This is a genomic window from Variovorax sp. 05L425, assembly GCF_056397705.1.
Map to the genome: position 1 here is coordinate 148,966 of NZ_JBFTNY010000014.1, position 17,246 is coordinate 166,211.

General features: G+C 61.5%; 18 protein-coding genes. 8 read left to right on the forward strand and 10 right to left on the reverse strand.

Annotated elements, in window-relative coordinates; translation table 11 throughout:
* The 4 genes from AC1DN9_RS17345 (at window position 1) to AC1DN9_RS17360 (ending at window position 4,076) form a co-directional block, all read left to right on the forward strand.
* The gene (locus tag AC1DN9_RS17345; protein WP_478102307.1) at window positions 1-1,227 is read left to right on the forward strand and encodes a CaiB/BaiF CoA transferase family protein; all 1,227 of its coding nucleotides are present in this window, start codon (window positions 1-3) and stop codon (window positions 1,225-1,227) included.
* Window positions 1,228-1,350: 123 nt separating this feature from the next.
* Entirely contained in the window at window positions 1,351-1,569 is a 219-nt protein-coding gene (locus AC1DN9_RS17350) for a LysR family transcriptional regulator (RefSeq protein WP_478102379.1), read from the forward strand.
* Window positions 1,509-2,240 carry a substrate binding domain-containing protein gene (locus AC1DN9_RS17355; protein ID WP_478102309.1) on the forward strand — a complete coding sequence of 244 codons (732 nt, stop codon included), beginning with the start codon at window positions 1,509-1,511 and terminating at the stop codon, window positions 2,238-2,240. Before AC1DN9_RS17350 ends, AC1DN9_RS17355 begins: the two co-directional genes overlap by 61 nt.
* 120 nt (window positions 2,241-2,360) lie before the next feature.
* Window positions 2,361-4,076 (forward strand): carboxylesterase/lipase family protein, encoded by a 1,716-nt coding sequence (locus AC1DN9_RS17360; RefSeq protein WP_478102311.1) that lies wholly within the window; start codon window positions 2,361-2,363, stop codon window positions 4,074-4,076.
* A 19-nt stretch (window positions 4,077-4,095) separates the two neighbouring features.
* Here the strand turns inward: AC1DN9_RS17360 and AC1DN9_RS17365 are convergent, their stop codons facing one another.
* The gene (locus AC1DN9_RS17365; RefSeq protein ID WP_478102312.1) at window positions 4,096-5,076 is read right to left on the reverse strand and encodes a quinone oxidoreductase family protein; all 981 of its coding nucleotides are present in this window, start codon (window positions 5,074-5,076) and stop codon (window positions 4,096-4,098) included.
* A gap of 101 nt (window positions 5,077-5,177) precedes the next feature.
* Entirely contained in the window at window positions 5,178-5,507 is a 330-nt protein-coding gene (locus AC1DN9_RS17370) for a DoxX family protein (protein WP_478102314.1), read from the reverse strand.
* Between AC1DN9_RS17370 and AC1DN9_RS17375 the strand changes: the two genes are divergently transcribed.
* Both AC1DN9_RS17375 and AC1DN9_RS17380 read left to right on the forward strand, forming a co-directional pair.
* A complete protein-coding gene (locus AC1DN9_RS17375; protein ID WP_478102315.1) occupies window positions 5,506-6,345 on the forward strand; it encodes an MFS transporter in 840 nt (279 codons plus the stop codon). The genes AC1DN9_RS17370 and AC1DN9_RS17375 overlap by 2 nt on opposite strands.
* Before the next feature lie 64 nt (window positions 6,346-6,409).
* Window positions 6,410-7,165: an alpha/beta hydrolase family protein gene (locus AC1DN9_RS17380; protein WP_478102316.1), complete on the forward strand. Its 756-nt coding sequence runs from the start codon at window positions 6,410-6,412 to the stop codon at window positions 7,163-7,165.
* A gap of 22 nt (window positions 7,166-7,187) precedes the next feature.
* Here AC1DN9_RS17380 and AC1DN9_RS17385 read toward each other — a convergent pair whose 3' ends face one another.
* The 5 genes from AC1DN9_RS17385 to AC1DN9_RS17405 are packed head-to-tail and all read right to left on the reverse strand — an operon-like array spanning window position 7,188 to window position 12,171.
* Window positions 7,188-8,153, reverse strand: a complete 966-nt coding sequence (locus AC1DN9_RS17385; protein WP_478102318.1) for a tripartite tricarboxylate transporter substrate-binding protein — start codon at window positions 8,151-8,153, stop codon at window positions 7,188-7,190.
* A gap of 33 nt (window positions 8,154-8,186) precedes the next feature.
* Window positions 8,187-9,545 carry a glutathione-disulfide reductase gene (gene gorA / locus AC1DN9_RS17390; protein ID WP_478102319.1) on the reverse strand — a complete coding sequence of 453 codons (1,359 nt, stop codon included), beginning with the start codon at window positions 9,543-9,545 and terminating at the stop codon, window positions 8,187-8,189.
* A gap of 8 nt (window positions 9,546-9,553) precedes the next feature.
* Entirely contained in the window at window positions 9,554-10,831 is a 1,278-nt protein-coding gene (locus tag AC1DN9_RS17395) for a CaiB/BaiF CoA transferase family protein (RefSeq protein ID WP_478102320.1), read from the reverse strand.
* A gap of 9 nt (window positions 10,832-10,840) precedes the next feature.
* Entirely contained in the window at window positions 10,841-11,542 is a 702-nt protein-coding gene (locus AC1DN9_RS17400; protein ID WP_478102322.1) for a glutathione S-transferase N-terminal domain-containing protein, read from the reverse strand.
* A complete protein-coding gene (locus AC1DN9_RS17405) occupies window positions 11,539-12,171 on the reverse strand; it encodes a DsbA family protein (protein WP_478102323.1) in 633 nt (210 codons plus the stop codon). Before AC1DN9_RS17405 ends, AC1DN9_RS17400 begins: the two co-directional genes overlap by 4 nt.
* Window positions 12,172-12,349: 178 nt before the next feature.
* Here AC1DN9_RS17405 and AC1DN9_RS17410 point away from each other — a divergent pair, with 178 nt between their 5' ends.
* Both AC1DN9_RS17410 and AC1DN9_RS17415 read left to right on the forward strand, forming a co-directional pair.
* Window positions 12,350-13,327, forward strand: a complete 978-nt coding sequence (locus AC1DN9_RS17410; RefSeq protein WP_478102325.1) for a LysR substrate-binding domain-containing protein — start codon at window positions 12,350-12,352, stop codon at window positions 13,325-13,327.
* 98 nt (window positions 13,328-13,425) lie between these two features.
* The gene (locus AC1DN9_RS17415; RefSeq protein ID WP_478102327.1) at window positions 13,426-14,658 is read left to right on the forward strand and encodes a CaiB/BaiF CoA transferase family protein; all 1,233 of its coding nucleotides are present in this window, start codon (window positions 13,426-13,428) and stop codon (window positions 14,656-14,658) included.
* A 39-nt stretch (window positions 14,659-14,697) separates the two neighbouring features.
* Here AC1DN9_RS17415 and AC1DN9_RS17420 read toward each other — a convergent pair whose 3' ends face one another.
* The 3 genes from AC1DN9_RS17420 to AC1DN9_RS17430 are packed head-to-tail and all read right to left on the reverse strand — an operon-like array spanning window position 14,698 to window position 17,199.
* Window positions 14,698-15,357: a hypothetical protein gene (locus tag AC1DN9_RS17420; protein ID WP_478102328.1), complete on the reverse strand. Its 660-nt coding sequence runs from the start codon at window positions 15,355-15,357 to the stop codon at window positions 14,698-14,700.
* Between the two features lie 41 nt (window positions 15,358-15,398).
* Window positions 15,399-16,331 (reverse strand): 3,5-dioxohexanoate:acetyl-CoA acetone transferase, encoded by a 933-nt coding sequence (gene kce / locus AC1DN9_RS17425; RefSeq protein WP_478102330.1) that lies wholly within the window; start codon window positions 16,329-16,331, stop codon window positions 15,399-15,401.
* A gap of 13 nt (window positions 16,332-16,344) precedes the next feature.
* A complete protein-coding gene (locus AC1DN9_RS17430) occupies window positions 16,345-17,199 on the reverse strand; it encodes a fumarylacetoacetate hydrolase family protein (RefSeq protein ID WP_478102332.1) in 855 nt (284 codons plus the stop codon).
* Window positions 17,200-17,246 lie beyond the last annotated feature (47 nt).

Consider the following 17,246-nt stretch of genomic DNA (forward strand, 5'->3'; position numbering starts at 1 on the left):
ATGGAGCACTCAGACACCTCGTCGATGCGAGGTCCACTGCGCGGCGTTCGCATTCTCGACATGGCGACAGTGGTCGCCGCTCCGTTTGCCGCCACCTTGTGCGGGGACATGGGCGCAGAAGTCGTGAAGTTGGAACTGCCTGATGGAAAGGACCCTTTGAGGTCCCTGGCTCCGGTGATGGACGATCACGCGCTGTTCTGGAAAGTCACCAACCGCGGCAAGAAAGGCATCAGCCTCGATGTTCGCAAGCCTGAAGGACGCGAGCTCTTCCTGAAGCTGCTGCCGGGCTTCGATGTGCTGGTGGAGAACTTCCGCACGGGCACGATGGACCGCTGGGGACTTGACATCGAAACCTTGCACCGCCACAACCCGCGCTTGATCGTGCTGCGACTCACCGGCTTCGGCCAGACCGGTCCCTACGCAAGCCGCCCCGGCTTTGCGCGGATCTTTGAAGCCATGAGCGGCTTTGCTCACCTGACCGGGAACGAAGATGGGGCGCCGCAGCACATGAACTACCCGCTGGGCGATGTGATCGCCGGCTTGTTCGGTGCGTTTGCCATCAGCACTGCGCTGGCGGCAAGGAAAGGTGTCGACGACGAACTCGAGCCGAAGGGTTGCGAGATCGATCTCTCGGCGACCGAAGCAATGTTCAGGTTGCTGGACCCGCTGGCCGCCGAACTCCAGCACCTGGGTCTGACAAGGGGACGCGCCGGCAGCCGCGCCACCTACACCGCGCCGTCCAACATCTACCAGACCGGCGACGGCCAATGGCTGACGCTTGTGGGTTCATCCGATGTGACCTTCGCCCGACTCTGCGGCGCGATGGACCGCACTGAGCTGGCCGCGGATGAGCGCTTTGACTCGAACTCGAAGCGCATACGGCACATGGACTTCATCGACGGATTGGTGGCGACGTGGTGCCTGTCACGCCCATTGTCCGAACTCGGCCCCTTGCTGGACCGGCATCAGGTTCCCTACAGCAAGGTGTACTCCGTCGAAGACATCGTGAACGACGACCATGTGCGGGCGCGGCAAGCCATCATTCAGCTTCCCGATCCCGACTTGGGCCAAGTGGCCGCACCATGCATCGTGCCGCGCTTCAGCGGATTCGAGACTTTCGTCCCGCGCACCGGTCCCGCCACGGGCGAGCACAACAGCGAAATCTACGAGGCGCTGGGCCTGACCGTGGAAGATCGAGCAGCACTGAGTTCGCGCAGCGTGATCTGAGCGGGTGCTGCCTTTTCCCGTTCCCGCGGTTTCGGCTACCGCGGGGCCGGCATACATAATCCCCGCGCTGCCCAACCTTCTTCTCCAACCATGGAAACACTCACCGGCGTGTTTGACGACTTGATGGCTCTGGTGGCCGTGGTTGACGCAGGTGGCTTCAGTGCCGCAAGCCGGCGTTTCGACATCCCCGTCTCGCGCCTCAGCCGCCGCGTCGCGGCCCTCGAACATCAATTGGGCGTGACCTTGATCTCGCGCACGCGCGCAAATTCCAGGTTACAGAAGTGGGACAGCGCATCTACCAACACGGGATCTCGATGCGCGCGCAGGCCCAGAACGCGGTGACGATTGCCCGCGAAAGCCTCGACGAGCCCACAGGCCACCTGCGCGTGCAGTGCCCGATGGCACTCGGTGCAAGCCTCGTAGGGTCGTTGTCCATCGAGTTCGTTCGCAAGTACCCGCTCGCCTCAGTGACGCTGGTGACGACGGACGGGCGCACTTCCGCTTTCAGCGACCCTGTGGATTTGCTCATTCAGCCAAGCGCCAGGACGCTGCCCGATTCGAGCCTTGTCGCCCGCAAGCTGGTGGACAGCCATTACCTGCTCGTGGCATCGCCCGCGCTGTTCGACGCGCTGCCCACGCCTTCCGTGCCGCCGGACCTCGGTGCTTGCCCGGTGATTGGTTGGACGTTCATCACGCCATCGTCCCGCTGGCTGTTGGCGCATCCGGAACACGGGACGGCCGAAGTGGTCGTCGAACCACGCTTGACCACCGACAACCTGATGCTTGTGCGGGATGCGGCGTTGACCGGCGTCGGCGTCGCGCAGTTGCCCGAAGTGCTGTGCGATGCGGACCTGCGGGCCGGGCGCCTGCAGGTGGTTCTCCCGGGATGGGCACCGCCGACCATCACGATTCATGCGCTGTTCCCATCCCGTCGTGTGCTGACGCCCGGCGGGCGTACCTTTCTCGAAATGTTGGCCCAGGCATTTCTCGTCCTGGGGCGAACGCCCGCCTGAATCATTCAACGCATTTTCAGAAAGCTGCGTTGCGCCGCGGCCGCTTTCGTCAGCAGTGGGTGACTCCTAGCATGCGCTGGCCTTGTCAAAGGTCCCAGCGTCCAACAGGAGCCATCGCCCATGAGTCAAGATTTCCACGCCTCCAGGCAGTCGACACCGAGTCGCCGCGGCTTCCTTTTCACCGCGGCCGCGGCAGCCGCAGCGCCTTTGCTTGGTTGCGGTGGTGGTGGCGGTGGCGGTGGTCCGGCTGTTGGAATCGTGCCTGCCCCGTCCGCGGACCTGATTGTCGAGACGACTTCGGGTCGGTTCAAAGGACAGGCCAGCGGCTCGGTCGTGAGCTATCTGGGGGTGCCGTATGCGCAACCACCAGTCGGCGCACTGCGATTCCGCGCTCCGCAGCCCTATCAAGGCCGCAGCGACGTGGTGAACGCCGATGCCTTCGGCGCAGCCAGCATTCAAACCATTCCGCCGAACACAAGCTGGATCTATCCCACGCCCACCGTGCAGAGCGAGGACTGCCTGACGCTCAATGTCTGGACGCCTGACCAGAAAGGCAAGGCACCTGTCATCGTGTTCCTGCATGGCGGCGGATTTCGTACCGGCGCCACGAGCATGCCGCTCATGAATGGCCAATCGCTCTCCGAACGCGGCGTGGTCGTGGTGACGGTGAACTACCGGCTCGGTGCACTCGGCCTGCTGTCGCATCCCGACCTGACCGACGCCGGCAACGGAAGCATGGCCAACTGGCAGCAGCAGGACATGGCGGCAGCGCTGCAGTGGGTGAAGCAGAACATCGCCGCGTTCGGCGGCGACCCCGACAACGTCTGCCTCATGGGGCAATCGGGCGGCGCGATGAGCGCCGCCATCTTTGCGCAGAAGCCCGCGGTGCGTGCGACATTCCAGAAGGTCATCTTGCTGAGCCCGCCAACAGTGGCCCCACCGAGTGCCATGACGCTCACGGATGCCGCGGCTTATACCGCGCTGGTCGCCGGCCGGTTGGGCACAACGCCGCGCGGACTGCGGGATGTGGACGCCAAGGCGCTCCACGCCGCCGAACTCGCACTGAACGCATTGCCCTTGCCGGCGGGATTCACCTCTGGCTTCGGGTTCAAGCTCGCGCCCATGGTGGACGGCCAGATCTATCGCGCCGACTGGACCCGAAGTGCCTGGCCGGCGGATCTTCCCGTCATGATCACCTACACCCACGACGAGGGGGCCTTCTTCCAGGATCTCGTAGACCCCGCGACCCATGCACGCCTGACCCCGCCGCTGCCCACCAGCAGCGCGGCACTCACGGCCGCCATCATTCCCCAGGTAGGAGGTTCGGCGACAAGCGCAGCAGCGGTCATCGACGCCTACACACAAGCCGCACAGCGCGAGGGGCGTTCGACGGATCCGGGGGACTTGTGGCTCGACATCTTTGGCGACCGCCTGCTGCGCAACTACGGAACGAGGTATGCGAAGCAACTGGCCGGCACCGGGGTCAACGTTCGCTACGGCACCTACATGCACGCAGTGAAAGCGCCGGGACGCGGCGTACCGCACTGTGCCGACTTGCCTCTGGTATTCGGGACCTTTGGTCTGGACTACTACAAGGACAAGGTCGGCGCCGGCACGGCCGAGGCGCAGCTATCGAACAACCTCGGCAGCGCCATCGCCTCGTTTGCCAGGGATGCGTCCGACGTGCGTTTCGCATCGGGTCTTGCGTGGCCTCGCTTGACCGCTGACATGAGCACCTCCGCATTGATAGGCGGCGGGGACAGTGGCGATGTTGTCGCGGGGCCCATCCCGAAGCTGGCACAGATGGGCGTCTGGGACGGGCTATTGGGCTATTGAATCCGAGGCGCGATCACGATCAGACGTAGCTGCCCGCCGCGCTGAGCCAAGGCACCAGAATGGCCGAGCCCGAGCGACGACGAGCGGCAATGTCTTCGTGCGCCCGCGCTGCCGCGGACAGCGGGTACCGCGTGATGCCGATCTGCCCGAAAGTACCGGCTCGAAGCGCGTCGAACACCGCGGTCGTCGCCTCGGTCAGCGCGTCGCCCTTCAGGTGCTGCGCCATGGGGCCGCCGATCAACTTCACGCCCCGGGCTGCGAGCGACGTCGCATCGATGTCGGGCGAGCCTGAAGCCGCACCGATGTTGACGATCGTGCCCGCTGCGCGAACGGCCTCTGTCGATGCCGCGAAGGTCGCCTTGCCGACGAACTCGTAGACGACGTCGACGCCCTGCGGCGCGATCCTGCGAATCTGCGCCGAAAGGTCTTTGTCGCTCGAGACCAGTGCGTGGTCCACGTCGGCCCGCAGCGCATCGCGCTTGTCCGAGCCTGCGGTGCCGATGACCATGGCGCCTCGGGCTTTTGCCCATCGCGCGAGCAACACGCCGACGCTGCTGGACGCACCTTGCACCAGAATCGTCTCGCCGGCCTGAAGCCGATGGAATCCGTTCAAGGCGGCCCAGGCGGTCAGGCCCTTGGTCAGCACCGCGGCGGCCTGTTCGGTCGAGACGTCATCGGGCAGTCTCACGAGCGCATCGGCGTCGATCAACCGCTCGGCCGCATAACTGCCCGGCGCCAGGAAATAGGCCACACGGTCGCCCACTGCAAACTTCTCGACGCCAGGGCCGACCGCCCTGACGACACCGGCTCCTTCGACGCCCGGAACCGAAGGCAATGCAACCGGATAGATCCCCTGGCGAAAGATCGTATCGATGAAGTTGATGCCGATGGCATCGTGCTGCAGATGCACTTGGCCTGGGCCTGGCTTGCCGATCGACTGACTCTCCACATGGAGGACCTCGGGTCCGCCGTACGCGTGAAAACGAATGACTGTGCTCATTGGTAACTCTCCTGTTTGCTGCTGGACGAGCAGCAAAAGGCCGTAGGCGATGCCTATCGCCATGAACGGGACTACAAGCCTGCCCGCCGTGACGAGACCGTTTACTGAGTGACGAAAGCGCGAGCGGCTTTGGGAGTCTTGTGATCGAAGCTGTACGCACCTGCTCCGTATGCCACGACCTGGAGCAAGCCGCCTGCTATCGCCAGATTCTTGAGGAAATGGAACAGCTGGTTCTGATCGCCGAGCGCGTGATGGAAGATCAGCGCAGAGACAACAGAAAACACAGCGAGGCCGGCCGCGACAAGTCGCGTGCGGTAGCCCACCAGCAACAGGACGCCGCCGCCCAGTTCAATCGCGATCGCGGCGAGGTAGCTCAGCATCGGCGCCGGCGCGGAAGGCGCCTTCACGCCGGCCAGCATCATCGCGACCATGGATGCCTCGCCGCCGCATCGGCATGGACTCAACGTCGGCATTCAACAGACAATGCCTGCGCTCTTCGGCCTTGGCCTCGCGCCCATCGCCGTCACGCAGCTTCTGAAGGTGATGGACTGGCCCTGGATCTTTCTCCTGGTCGCGGTTCCGGGACTGATCGTCGCACTGCTGTCGCAGAAGGTGCTGCGCCAGCCGTCACCACGCCAGATCGCCGCGCACAGCATGTCCCACGACGCGGGGCAGTACCGCTGGCATGAGGTCTTCAGGTACCGCAACGTTCCCCTGGCGGTTCTCTGCCAGTTGTTCTGGCTGACGTGCATCGTCGTCGTGGCCGCGCTCTTTCCCAGTTACCTCGTCGACTATCTTCATCTCGGCATGGACCAGATGGGGTTCGTCTTGTCCTCGCTCGGCTTTGGAGGCGCGATCGGCGCGCTGACTTTGCCGGCGTTGTCGGACCGCATCGGCAGAAAGCCCGTCATGGTGCTATCGGCCGTGGGCGCCTTCGCAGCGTTCTGGATCTTCCTGCGCACCGGACCGGAAACGACAACCTTGTTTTTCTGCCTGTTGACGGCGATGGGCTGCCTCTACAGCCTCTTGACGCTGACCGTCGGCCCCATCACTCCCGAAGCAGTTCCCGCGAAGCTCATGGCCACCGGTTCAGGAATGGTGATCGGCATCGGCGAGATCTTCGGTGGCGGACTTGCTCCCGCGTTGGCCGGGTACATCGCCAAGAACTTCGGCATTCAGCACGCCGTGATCATGCCGCTCTGGGCCCACACGATCGGCGTGGTCGTGATCCTGGCACTCAAGGAAACGGCGCCCGCGCGGCAGCGTTGAACGACGCTTGACGCATCGCCTGCCGCGCGCGCAACATCGCGCAGATCAACTTCGAGCGATACCCATGAAAGTGCAGCGAGAAGATTTTCCTGGTGCCGAAGGTCAACGCCTGGCAGCGCGGATCGATGTCCCCGATGGACCGGTCCGCGCTTACGCGCTCTTCGCGCATTGCTTTACCTGCGGCAAGGACATCTTCGCTGCGAGTCGCATTGCCCAGACATTGACGGAGCATGGCATCGGCGTGCTGCGCTTTGACTTCACGGGCCTCGGCGCCAGTGAGGGGGAGTTTGCGAACACCAATTTCTCCTCCAACATTGCCGACCTGGTCGCAGCGGCCGACCACCTGCGGCAGCAATACGAAGCCCCGCGCATGCTGATAGGACACAGCCTCGGAGGCGCCGCTGTGTTGGCTTCCGCTTCGCAGGTTCCTGAGGCACGGGCCGTGGTGACTTTGTGCGCTCCCAGCGACCCTTCCCACGTGACGGGGCTGTTTCGGGAAAGCCTCGATGCGATCCAATCCCAGGGCGAGGCAGAGGTCCAATTGGCGGGACGGCCCTTCCGCATCCGACGCGACTTTCTGGTCGACGTTGCGGGGCACAGCCTGGAAGAAAAGGTCGGCGCACTCCGCAAGGCCCTCCTGGTGATGCATGCGCCATCCGACATGACGGTGGACATTTCGAACGCCACGAGCATCTATTTGGCGGCCAAGCATCCGAAGAGCTTCATCTCGCTCGACAACGCCGATCACCTGCTGAGTCGAAAAGACGATGCGGTATATGTTGCCAATCTGATAGCAGCCTGGAGCCAGCGTTACCTCTAGGGATGGTCCTCGAAGAGATGGATCAGTCGATATACGCTTCAGCAGCCTGGATCACGGGGGTCCAGCGATCGACTTCAGAGCGGAGCTTGTTCGCCAAACCCTCAGGCGTGACGTTCTCTTTTCTCGCCGGAATGGCGCCGAGTTTCTGCATGCTTTCCCTGAACGCCGGGTCGCCGACCGCGTCCTGAAGTGCTCTGACCAAGCGACTCGAGACGTCTTTGGGCAGATTCTTCGGCGCATAGATGCCGTGCCAGACTGTGACCTCAAAGTCAGCCACGCCTTGCTCGCTGAGCGTAGGGAGATCCGGCAGTGCGGCCAATCGGCTCCGGGTCGTGACGGCGTAAGCCTTGACGCGGGAGGTTGCAATGGGGCCCAAGGTCGTCGTCACCTGATCGCACAGAAGGTCCACTTGCCCGCCTTGCAAGTCAGTCATGGCCGGAGCCGCGCCTTTATAGGGGATGGTGGTCATCGGGATCTTGAGCTGACTCATCAACATCAGCCCACACAGATGCGATGCCGTTCCGACCCCGGCGTTTGCAAGATTGATCTTTCGCGCGTTTTGCGTGAGGTAACGTCGGAGTTCGACAAAGTTGGAAGGCGAGAGGTCACGCCTGCCGACCAGTGTCATAGGCACATCAGCGACTTGGCCGATATAGTCAAAGTCCTTCAACGGGTTGAACCGCAACGTCCTGGACAACGCCGGCAACGTCGACATTCCGATGTTGTGGATCAGGAGCGTGTACCCATTGGGGTCAGCCCGCGCCACCACCTCAGTGCCGACAATGCCCCCAGTGCTTGCTCGGTTCTCAACGATCACGGATTGTCCCAGCGATTTGCCCATGGCTTGCGCCACGTGGCGGGCAACTACGTCGGTGGGGCCACCGGCGGCAAAAGGCACGATCAAGGTGACCGGTCTTTGGGGAAAATTGTCTGCCAAGGCGCTCGCGCAGGTTCCCAGCGCAAGGAGGAGGACGGCGATGGATTTCATGTTTGTCTCGTTGAGTAGTTGGGAAGGGGGGCTCTAAGAAGCAGTTCTTAGAGTGACGAGTTCCTCGGCGGCCGTGGGATGAACGGCCAGCGTTTGATCCAGGTCATGCTTTGTTGCGCCCAGTTGCAGAGCAATCGCAATGAGCTGGATCATTTCGGCCGCCTCGCGCCCGAGCAGATGAACTCCGACGACCTTGTCGGTGTCGCCGCAGACAAGTACCTTCATCGCCACGCGCTCATTGCTTTTGGCCAGAGTGGCGCGCATCGGTCGGAACTGGGTCTTGAACACCCTCAAGTTCGCATGACGTTGCCGCGCCACGGATTCAGTCAAGCCAGCGGTTCCAAGTTCCGGCGTTGAGAACACCGCGGTGGGCGCGACATCAAAACGAATGGGCACTCGTCTGTCGTTTCCAAAGAGCGCTTGAGCCACTTCCTGACCTTGTCGAATGGCGACTGGCGTCAGGTTCAACTGGTTGGTGACATCGCCGACGGCAAATACTCCCGTTGCCGTCGTTTGCTGCCGATCGTCTACCTTGATGGCGCCACGCTCATCGACTTCCACGCCAGCGCTGTCCAGACCAAGATCACGGCTCTGTGGTTTTCGGCCGGTCGCGTTCAGTACGCAGTCCACGCGGTGGCTGGCGCATGTTGAATCGTGGACGACGAGGCCATCCGACGTCCGTTCAATGCGTGTGGCCACCGTGCCGGGGTGCATACGGATACCTGCCTCGCTCAGCGCGGAAGTGAGGCCTTCCTGGAGCATTTCGTCAAAGCCGCGCAACAGGTCAGGCGATCTGTGCAGGATGGTGATCTGGGTGCCCAGAGAGTTCAGCGCGGAGGCGATCTCTACAGCGATATACCCACCGCCAAGTACTACCATCCGCTTGGGCTGCTTCGCCAGGCTGAAAATGTGGTCGGACGTGACACAGAATTCGCCGCCTGGGATGTCCAACGACGCAGGCGTCGATCCTGTGGCCAGCAGCACGTGTTTGCATCTCAGCAGCGCGCCGGAGTGCTGCAGACGCACAACGCCTGGACCCTCCAATACGCCTCGGTCATCAAGGATCGCTGCGCCGGCGTTCCTGAGACCCTGCCGATATAGGCCTTCGAGTCGCCCGACCTCGCCGTCGACGGCGTCTACAAGGCGGCCCCAATGAAACGTCGCTGGAGAGACGTTCCACCCGAATCCCTTTGCATCCTCGAAGTCGCTTGCGAACCGGCTTGCCAGAACGACGAGCTTCTTTGGAACGCAGCCTCGAATCACGCAAGTCCCGCCGATGCGGTGTTCTTCCACCAGAGCAACTCGCGCCCCAAGGGAAGCTGCAAGACGTCCCGCGCGGACGCCGCCCGAGCCTCCCCCTACGACCACGAGGTCATATGAATCGTCGACCATGATTTGTCTCAGACGACGGCGACGGAATCTTGGGACGTTGCCTCTGAGCGCTCAAGGAGCGGATCACGCACCAGCACTCGCTCACGGTAGAGTTCGGCAATCTCCTCCGGGGTCAGTCCGGCGATGTCGCGGAGGACTTCTTCGTTGCTTCCCCCGAGGAGGTCGGCATGCAGTTCCTTCTGCACTTGCCAGCCGGAGAATCGCGCTGGCGGTCCAGGGATGTCGAACCCCCCGAGATACGGATCATTGACACGTCGCACGACACCTCGCTCCCGGAGGTGCGGATGCTGCATCGCCTCGCGCAATGTGAGAACTGGGGCACAAGGAATTCGATGCCGCTCCAAGGCTTTGATAGCTTCCTTGCGAGTTGGGAAACGGGCGAGCCAGCCTTCAAGAATGTCCTTCAGTGCCAGATTGTTGTCTCGTCGAAGCGCCGCGGCCGCAAACCGTTCATCCAAGCGAAGTTCAGGCATCTCCAGCGCATCGACGAAGGCTTCCCACTGGTGGGGCAGTATCGCCAAAGTCAGGCAGGTGCCATCGCCGCACTTGAATATGCCTGTCGGACCTCCGTCCGGGTGCTGCGAGCCCGTTCGCTTCGGGTTGTAGTTCTTGCGAAGGGAGACTCGAGGGACGGCAACTTCATGCATGTTGAAGTAGGTGTCGAGCAGCGACGTCTCGATGTATTGGCCTTCCCCGGTCCGTTCGCGATGCAGCAAGGCAAAGCCGATCGACATGGCAGCAGCCACGCCCGTGGACGCGTCGCCGATCGCCATGGTGATCAGAGCCGGCTCACCGTCCGGCTCGCCGATCAGGTCGGTAATGCCGGCATAGGCCTGTGCCACGTAGTCATAGCCGGGCGAATGCGCAAGTGCACCCGTTTGCCCTGCAAGGGAGATGGAGCACATGACCAGGCGAGGGTTGAGCTTCTCGAGCTCGTCGTAACCTAACCCAGCTCTGGCCATCACCCCAGGAGAGAAGTTCTCCACCAAGACATCGAACTTCGGAATCATCGAGCGAATGAGCGCGCGACCCTTTTCGCTCTTGAAGTCCAGCGCCAGGCTCTTCTTCGAGTGGTTGTGCTGCACGAAGTATGTGCTTTGTGAGCATCCCTTGTGCTCGGGACTGGTGGCGCGAAGGCCGCCGCCGCGCGTGCGGTCCCCGAAAGGTGCAAGTTCGAGTTTCACGACTTCGGCACCCATCTCGGCAAGAATACGGCTACAGGTGGGGCCCGCGACAATCTGGGTGATGTCGAGTACGCGGTACCCGGTCAGCATCGGTTGTGACATCGATTCTCCTTATCGGCCTGTGAACTGCTGAGCGCCGAACAGGTTGTTCCAGCGCTCGCCAGTGGGCTTGGCTCCGGACTTGTCTACCTTCTCCTCGAGGACGGCAATGCCACGCTGAACTGCCGGGCGCTCACGCAAAGCCGAGTACCAACGCTGGAGGTTCGGAAATTCCGCGATGTCCTGACCTTGCCACTTGTGCGCGCGCAGCCAAGGATAGGTGGCCATGTCGGCAATGGAGTACTCACCAGCGAGATATTCCGATTCGGAAAGACGGCGGTCGATGACGGTGTAGAGGCGCCGAGCCTCTTTCGTGTAGCGATCGATTGCATACTCGATCGTTTCCGGTGCGTATTTTCGGAAGTGATGGGCTTGGCCCAGCATGGGCCCCACGCCGCCCATCTGGAACATCAGCCATTGAATCACGTCGTACCTTTGGCGCATGTTCTGCGGCAGAAATTTCCAACCGGACTTCTCCGCGAGGTAGAGCATGATGGCGCCCGACTCGAACATGGCAATGGGTTCTCCATTGGGGCCGTCCGGATCCACGATGGCGGGAATCTTGTTATTCGGACTAATCTTCAGGAAGTCGGGTTTGAACTGATCACCCTTGCCGATGTGTATCGGAATGACGTTGTAGGGAGTACCGAGTTCCTCGAGCAGGATCGAGACTTTGTAGCCGTTGGGCGTGCTCCAGAAGTACAGGTCGATCATGCAGTTTGCTCCCCGCCCTGGGTCGCGCGCGCTGCAATACGGACGAGCTCGTCGTCGACGAATTCCATTCGATCCTTGCCCCAGAACATTTCTTTCTCGACGAAGATCGAAGGAACGCCAAACACGCCACGCTCGATGCCCATATCGGTGCTGCGCGCAACTTCCGCCGCGGTTTCGTCACTGGCAGCAGTTGCCTCGAACCAGTCGGCATCAACGCCCATGGCCGCAACAATGGGCCGCAGACCGTCGTATTCCGCAACGTCCGGGTTTCCATCTTCCCAATACGCATCGAACACTCGCTCCACAAAAGGAAGTTCGAGGTTCTTCTGGCGCATCGCCACCGAACCGCGAAGAATCCTGCTCGACTTGATTGGGAACTGCCGGGGGATCTGGAAGGGCAGGTTGTACTTCGCGGCCCAACGCATGAGGTCGGCCTTGCGATTGCGCAACTTTGCCTTCGGTTCCTTCATCAACTCATAGCTGTTGTTCCGGAAAACGTAGCCGACGTTGTACGGGTGAAGAACGAGTTCAGCGTTGTGCTTCTCCAGGATCGGCTTGATCAGCTTGAGGGCGAAATAAGTGTTCGTGCTGCCCGCATCCCAAAACATTTCAACCTTGGTCTTTCTCATATCCTTTGGCTCCGTAGATTGGTATGTGCTCAATGTGGCGGCCAGTCTAGGTCTCGTGTTCAGGAACCTGAAAATAGGGAATGGACATCCCGGTATAAGGCAGACATATCGCCCGCCCCTTTCACGAGCAGTAGCGGGCGGATCTTGCAGATGACCCTGCACGTGCGACACTAGGCGGATGGAACTGAGGCAGCTTCGCTACTTTGTCCGAATTGTTGAGTTGGGAAGTCTGTCGCGCGCCGCCGCTGACCTCTTCATCGCGCAGCCGGCGCTCAGCCAGCAAGTCGCCGGACTCGAGGCCGAACTCAACGTAAGACTCCTTTCCAGATCGGTGCGCGGTGTGTCTGCGACGGAAGCGGGGCAGGTTCTATATCGGCACGCACAGAGCGTTTTGCGCCTGATCGATCGCCTCAAGGCCGATGTGACAAGTGCTAACTCGGATCCCTCGGGCGTGGTGTCCATCGGCATGCCGACAAGTGTGGCCAATGTCCTTGCGACGCCGCTTATCGCGACTTCTCAGACACGCTTTCCCGGCATACGACTTCGAGTGGTCGAGGGTCTGAGCGGGCATTTGCGCGATTTGCTTGCGAACGGCCGCTTGGAGATGTCGGTCCTGTTCGATGTGAGCGAGATCGCCGGTGGTGGTGTGACTGTTCAGAAGCAGGCGTCTCACCTTCATGTGAAGCCATTGCTCATCGAGGAACTTTTCCTTCTTTGCGCTGGGAAGAAGCGTTTCGGCGCGGCAATTTCTTTGGCGAAAGCGTCCACACATCGGTTTGTCCTGCCGGCGAGTTCGAACGCTACACGGCAAATTGTCAACCGTGCTTTCGAAACCGCGGGGCTGTCTCTCGATGTGATAGCAGAGCTCGATTCCTTGCCTACCATCAAGTCAGTGGTCGCGAGCGGTCTCGCGTCGGCGATTCTGTCCGCTTCTGCGCTCTCCGGATCAACGCATCACGACGGCGTGACGGCGCATCGCATATCGGGCGTGAATCTCACACGCAGCGTTTCCCTTTGCACATACGACATCGTTGCGCTCAGCACGGCTGCGAGCTGCATTTCGCAGTTGGTCGTGGAAGTCAGTGAGTCCCTTGTGAAGAGCAAGGTCTGGATTGGCGCTCAACTTGATCAGCGCGTTGTTGCTCCAGGGGCATAAGCCGCCGCTATACCGACAGACGGATCCACTATTTCCCTCATCTGTGCGGCCCTACTTAGACTGCCCCCGATCGGCAGTCGCTACAAAGAGTAGAGCAAATGAACAAGATTCTGGATGGTGTGGTTGTATTGGACTTGACGAGGTTCTTCTCGGGTCCACAGGCGACATTGCTGCTTGCTGGCATGGGTGCGGAGGTCATCAAGATCGATGATCCGAAAACGGGTGATCCCACTGCCTTCGCGCCGCCTTACGCAGGCCCCCGTGGAATCTCGTTCGAGCGCCAGACTGACCTGGATATGGGGCTGGCCTATTTGAAGCGCGCACGGGCCAAGAAGTCAGCGACGCTGAATCTGAAGTCGGAGCAAGGCGTCGCGCTTTTCAAGCGAATGGTGGCCAATGCCGATGTGGTCGTCGAAAACTTCAGCGCCGGTGTTGCAGACCGATTGGGAATTGGCTACGAGCAGCTTGGTCAAGTCAACCCTCGCCTCATCTACTGCTCGCTGACCGGGTACGGAAGCACCGGGCCGGACAAGAATTTGAAGGCCTACGATCCGATGGTGCAGGCCGCAGTCGGGTTGATGAGTATCACCGGGCAGCCTGAGACCGGACCGGTGAAGGCGGGGTCTCCGATCTCGGATGCCATCGCGGGCGTATTCGCCGCAAATGGCATCGTTGCGGCTTTGCTGCATCGGGAGCGTACCGGCGTGGGCCAAGCCATCGATGTGTCAATGGCCGATTGCCTTTTCTCCCTCATCTTCGACGAGCCGCTCGACTGCTACAAGCGACTGGGCCTGGAGTTCCAGCAAGGTAGTCGGATCATGCGGTTCTCTCCATTCAATGCCTACCAGACCATGGACGGATGGGTCGTGATTGGAACTGCGACGCAGTCCGACTGGACCGCACTCGTCGGCGTGATGCAGAGAGACGACTTGCTCGAACATGGCGACTACTGTCGACTGCCCTGGCGTCTTGCCAACAACGCTGACGTTGACAGGATTGTCGAGTCGTGGACGCGGAAACTGAGGAGCGCCGACGCAATCGAAATCTTGAATCGTGCGAAGGTGCCGTGCAGCCCAGTGCGTACCATCGACGAGGTGATGCATTGGGCTCATCTCGAAGAGCGAGGGATGGTCGAGCGTGTCTGGAATCCTTTGTCGGGAAGCCATGTCGACGCCGCTGCCGCCGGCTTTCCTTTGAAGTTCAGCCGCACGCCAGGCGCCTACGATGGCCACGCCCCACGCCCTGGTCAGCATACCGAGGAGGTAATGGCTCGCTTGGCACGCCTGGAGGACGCGGAGTTACGCGCCTTGCGCACCGCGGGAGTCGTATAAGGGAACCGGCGATGGAAGAGGCACTGCACGAGTTGCACCTTAGTCCAGGGTCGCTCGCGCAAGGAACGGTGCCAGCTGTTCGCGGGCCATTTCGGGCGTCACGACATCCGCCGGGTCGAGTTTCTCGTAGCTGTAGCTCTCCGGGTCGTCGTAGATGCGCTCCGAGATCAGCTTGGGCTTGGGATGGTTGGTGTACGAGAAGATCTGGAACAGATGGTGGTTCATGAGGTAGTAGGCATCGGGATCGGCATCGATGTCGTGATCCTTGAGACAGTTGCCTGGAACCACGTGCGTCCAGACGGCCTCCGTGGTGACGCCATAGTCCTCCACACCCATGTTCATCGTCCGTGCACCCATGACGTTCTGCCGGGTCTCGAACGCCTCCCTGTAGAACCCTTCAACGGCTGCCTTACCCGACAGGACTCGCATCTCACTGCGGTCTCCCACGCGGTACATGGGCTCGTCGATCGTGAGTTCCGGCACGATGATCTGGTCCCAGTAGCCGGCGACCTCCAGCAGGAGGTGACGGAAATAGTTCTTGAGGATGGCCCGATGCAATGGCTTCTGGGTCTTCTCGAGGAAGAGTTCCACCTGTTTCGGCCACTCCGTCACGTCGAACTTCGGTGGAATGCGCATGAGCGTGAGGGCGTCGGTTGTATTCAGCACTTCACTCTGCTTGGTCAAATTTCCAGATGTCATCTGCTTGCTTCTTTGAATTCCTGATCAGACTGAAGCGGTCTCTAGAACTTCACGGCGTCCCGCCCTTTCAAGCGAAGCATCGCTCTGGCTTCGTCGGGCGTGGCCACGTCGAGAGAAAGCGCCTCGATCACTGTCCTGATGCGGCGGACCTGATCGGCATTCGAGCGAGCGAGGCGGCCGGGACCGTCCCACAACGAGTCTTCCAGGCCCACGCGCACATGCCCTCCGACAGCGGCGCCCATGGTCGCCATCGGGATCTGATTGCGCCCTGCCCCCAGTACCGACCACACGTACTCATTGCCGAACAGGCGCTCGGCCGTCCGGCGCATGTGCATCAGGTCTTCAGCATGCGCGCCAATGCCTCCGCGAAGGCCGAACACGGACTGGATCAGGAGCGGGCCCTTGACGAGACCGCGGTCCAGGAAGTGCGCAGCGGTGTAGAGGTGGCTGATGTCGTAGCATTCGATCTCGAAGCGCGTCTCGTTGGCCGAGCATGCCCTCAGGATGTGCTCGATGTCCTTGAAGCTGTTGCGAAACACGAGATCGTCGCTGTTCTGCAGATAGGGGCGTTCCCAGTCATGCTTGAACGCCTTGAAGCGGTTCAGCATCTCGTAGAGTCCGAAATTCATCGAGCCCATGTTGAGCGAGGCCACCTCGGGGGCGAACTGAAGCGCGGGCTGCAAGCGCTCTTCGACGCTCATCGTCGGCGAGCCCCCGGTCGTGAGATTGACGACCACATCGGAGGCTTCGCGAATGCGCGGCAGGAAATCGCGAAAGAGTGCCGGGTCCTGAGACGGCCGCCCATTCGAAGGATCGCGTGCATGAAGGTGCACGATGGCCGCGCCCGCGCTGGCAGCACCCAAGGCTGCCTCCGCGATCTCCGCTGCGGTCACCGGCAGGTATGGCGACATCGAGGGCGTGTGGATTGCACCTGTGACGGCGCAGGTGATGATGACTTTGCGTGGTTGGGACATTGGCTTTCTCTCGTCAGTCCCCGTCAACGATGGGGTTGGAGAGCAATCCCACGCCTTCGATCTCCACCTCGCAGACGTCGCCGGCCTTCATGAAAATCGGAGGCTTGCGTGCAGCGCCCACGCCGGAAGGCGTTCCGGCGATGATGATGTCGCCCGGCTCGAGTGCAAAGGGCTCGGAGCAGACAGCGACCAGCGTTGCGACATCGAAAATCATGTCGCGCGTATTTGCATCCTGGAGGATCTGGCCGTTGAGACGCGTTTGCAGCCGGAGTCCCGTCGCACCCCGCGGCAATTCATCGGCGGTGACGAATTCCGGACCAAAGGAACCGGACCGGTCGAAATTCTTTCCCATCATCCATTGGGCCGACTTCGTCTGGTAGTCCCGAATGGACCCGTCGTTGAACACCGAGTAACCCGCGACATGCTCCAGTGCCCGTGCCTTGTCGATGTACCGGCCCGCCTTCCCGATCACGACAACCAACTCGCCTTCGTAGTCGAATTGAGTCGACACATGCGGTCGCTCGAGCGGCACACCATGCCCGACCCATGAGCTCGGGTAGCGATGGAACAGAACGGGGTACTTCGGCGGTTCAAAGCGACTTTCGGACACATGGTCGACAAAATTGAGGCCGACGGCGATGGCCTTCGCGGGCGCGAGAACAGGAGGAAGCCACGCGATTTCCGACAGATGCAGTCGGCTACGGGCCGTCTCTCCCGCGCGCTTGGCCGCTTCCAATCCGGCAGGCCCGGCGCGAAGCAACTCGTCCAGCGTGGACGGCAAGCCTTCGGCGGTGAGGTTGATGATTTCCTGGTCTCTGCGCAGGCCGAGTGCAGGTTGGCCGTTGCTATTGAAAGCTAAGAGTCGCATGGCGTGATTCCTGTGAAGTGAGGTTTGAGGCACGGCGGTTTGCCGCC

What these genes read in the sequence shown, in the direction of transcription:
- AC1DN9_RS17370 (WP_478102314.1), bottom strand. Translation starts at nt 5,507, where the DNA reads ATGGTCGCGATGATGCTGGCCGGCGTGAAGGCGCCTTCCGCGCCGGCG.
- AC1DN9_RS17375 (WP_478102315.1), top strand. Translation starts at nt 5,506, where the DNA reads ATGGATGCCTCGCCGCCGCATCGGCATGGACTCAACGTCGGCATTCAA.
- AC1DN9_RS17395 (WP_478102320.1), bottom strand. Translation starts at nt 10,831, where the DNA reads ATGTCACAACCGATGCTGACCGGGTACCGCGTACTCGACATCACCCAG.
- gorA (WP_478102319.1), bottom strand. Translation starts at nt 9,545, where the DNA reads ATGGTCGACGATTCATATGACCTCGTGGTCGTAGGGGGAGGCTCGGGC.
- AC1DN9_RS17410 (WP_478102325.1), top strand. Translation starts at nt 12,350, where the DNA reads ATGGAACTGAGGCAGCTTCGCTACTTTGTCCGAATTGTTGAGTTGGGA.
- AC1DN9_RS17345 (WP_478102307.1), top strand. Translation starts at nt 1, where the DNA reads ATGGAGCACTCAGACACCTCGTCGATGCGAGGTCCACTGCGCGGCGTT.
- AC1DN9_RS17415 (WP_478102327.1), top strand. Translation starts at nt 13,426, where the DNA reads ATGAACAAGATTCTGGATGGTGTGGTTGTATTGGACTTGACGAGGTTC.
- kce (WP_478102330.1), bottom strand. Translation starts at nt 16,331, where the DNA reads ATGTCCCAACCACGCAAAGTCATCATCACCTGCGCCGTCACAGGTGCA.
- AC1DN9_RS17350 (WP_478102379.1), top strand. Translation starts at nt 1,351, where the DNA reads ATGGCTCTGGTGGCCGTGGTTGACGCAGGTGGCTTCAGTGCCGCAAGC.
- AC1DN9_RS17365 (WP_478102312.1), bottom strand. Translation starts at nt 5,076, where the DNA reads ATGAGCACAGTCATTCGTTTTCACGCGTACGGCGGACCCGAGGTCCTC.
- AC1DN9_RS17380 (WP_478102316.1), top strand. Translation starts at nt 6,410, where the DNA reads ATGAAAGTGCAGCGAGAAGATTTTCCTGGTGCCGAAGGTCAACGCCTG.
- AC1DN9_RS17360 (WP_478102311.1), top strand. Translation starts at nt 2,361, where the DNA reads ATGAGTCAAGATTTCCACGCCTCCAGGCAGTCGACACCGAGTCGCCGC.
- AC1DN9_RS17405 (WP_478102323.1), bottom strand. Translation starts at nt 12,171, where the DNA reads ATGAGAAAGACCAAGGTTGAAATGTTTTGGGATGCGGGCAGCACGAAC.
- AC1DN9_RS17430 (WP_478102332.1), bottom strand. Translation starts at nt 17,199, where the DNA reads ATGCGACTCTTAGCTTTCAATAGCAACGGCCAACCTGCACTCGGCCTG.
- AC1DN9_RS17400 (WP_478102322.1), bottom strand. Translation starts at nt 11,542, where the DNA reads ATGATCGACCTGTACTTCTGGAGCACGCCCAACGGCTACAAAGTCTCG.
- AC1DN9_RS17420 (WP_478102328.1), bottom strand. Translation starts at nt 15,357, where the DNA reads ATGACATCTGGAAATTTGACCAAGCAGAGTGAAGTGCTGAATACAACC.
- AC1DN9_RS17385 (WP_478102318.1), bottom strand. Translation starts at nt 8,153, where the DNA reads ATGAAATCCATCGCCGTCCTCCTCCTTGCGCTGGGAACCTGCGCGAGC.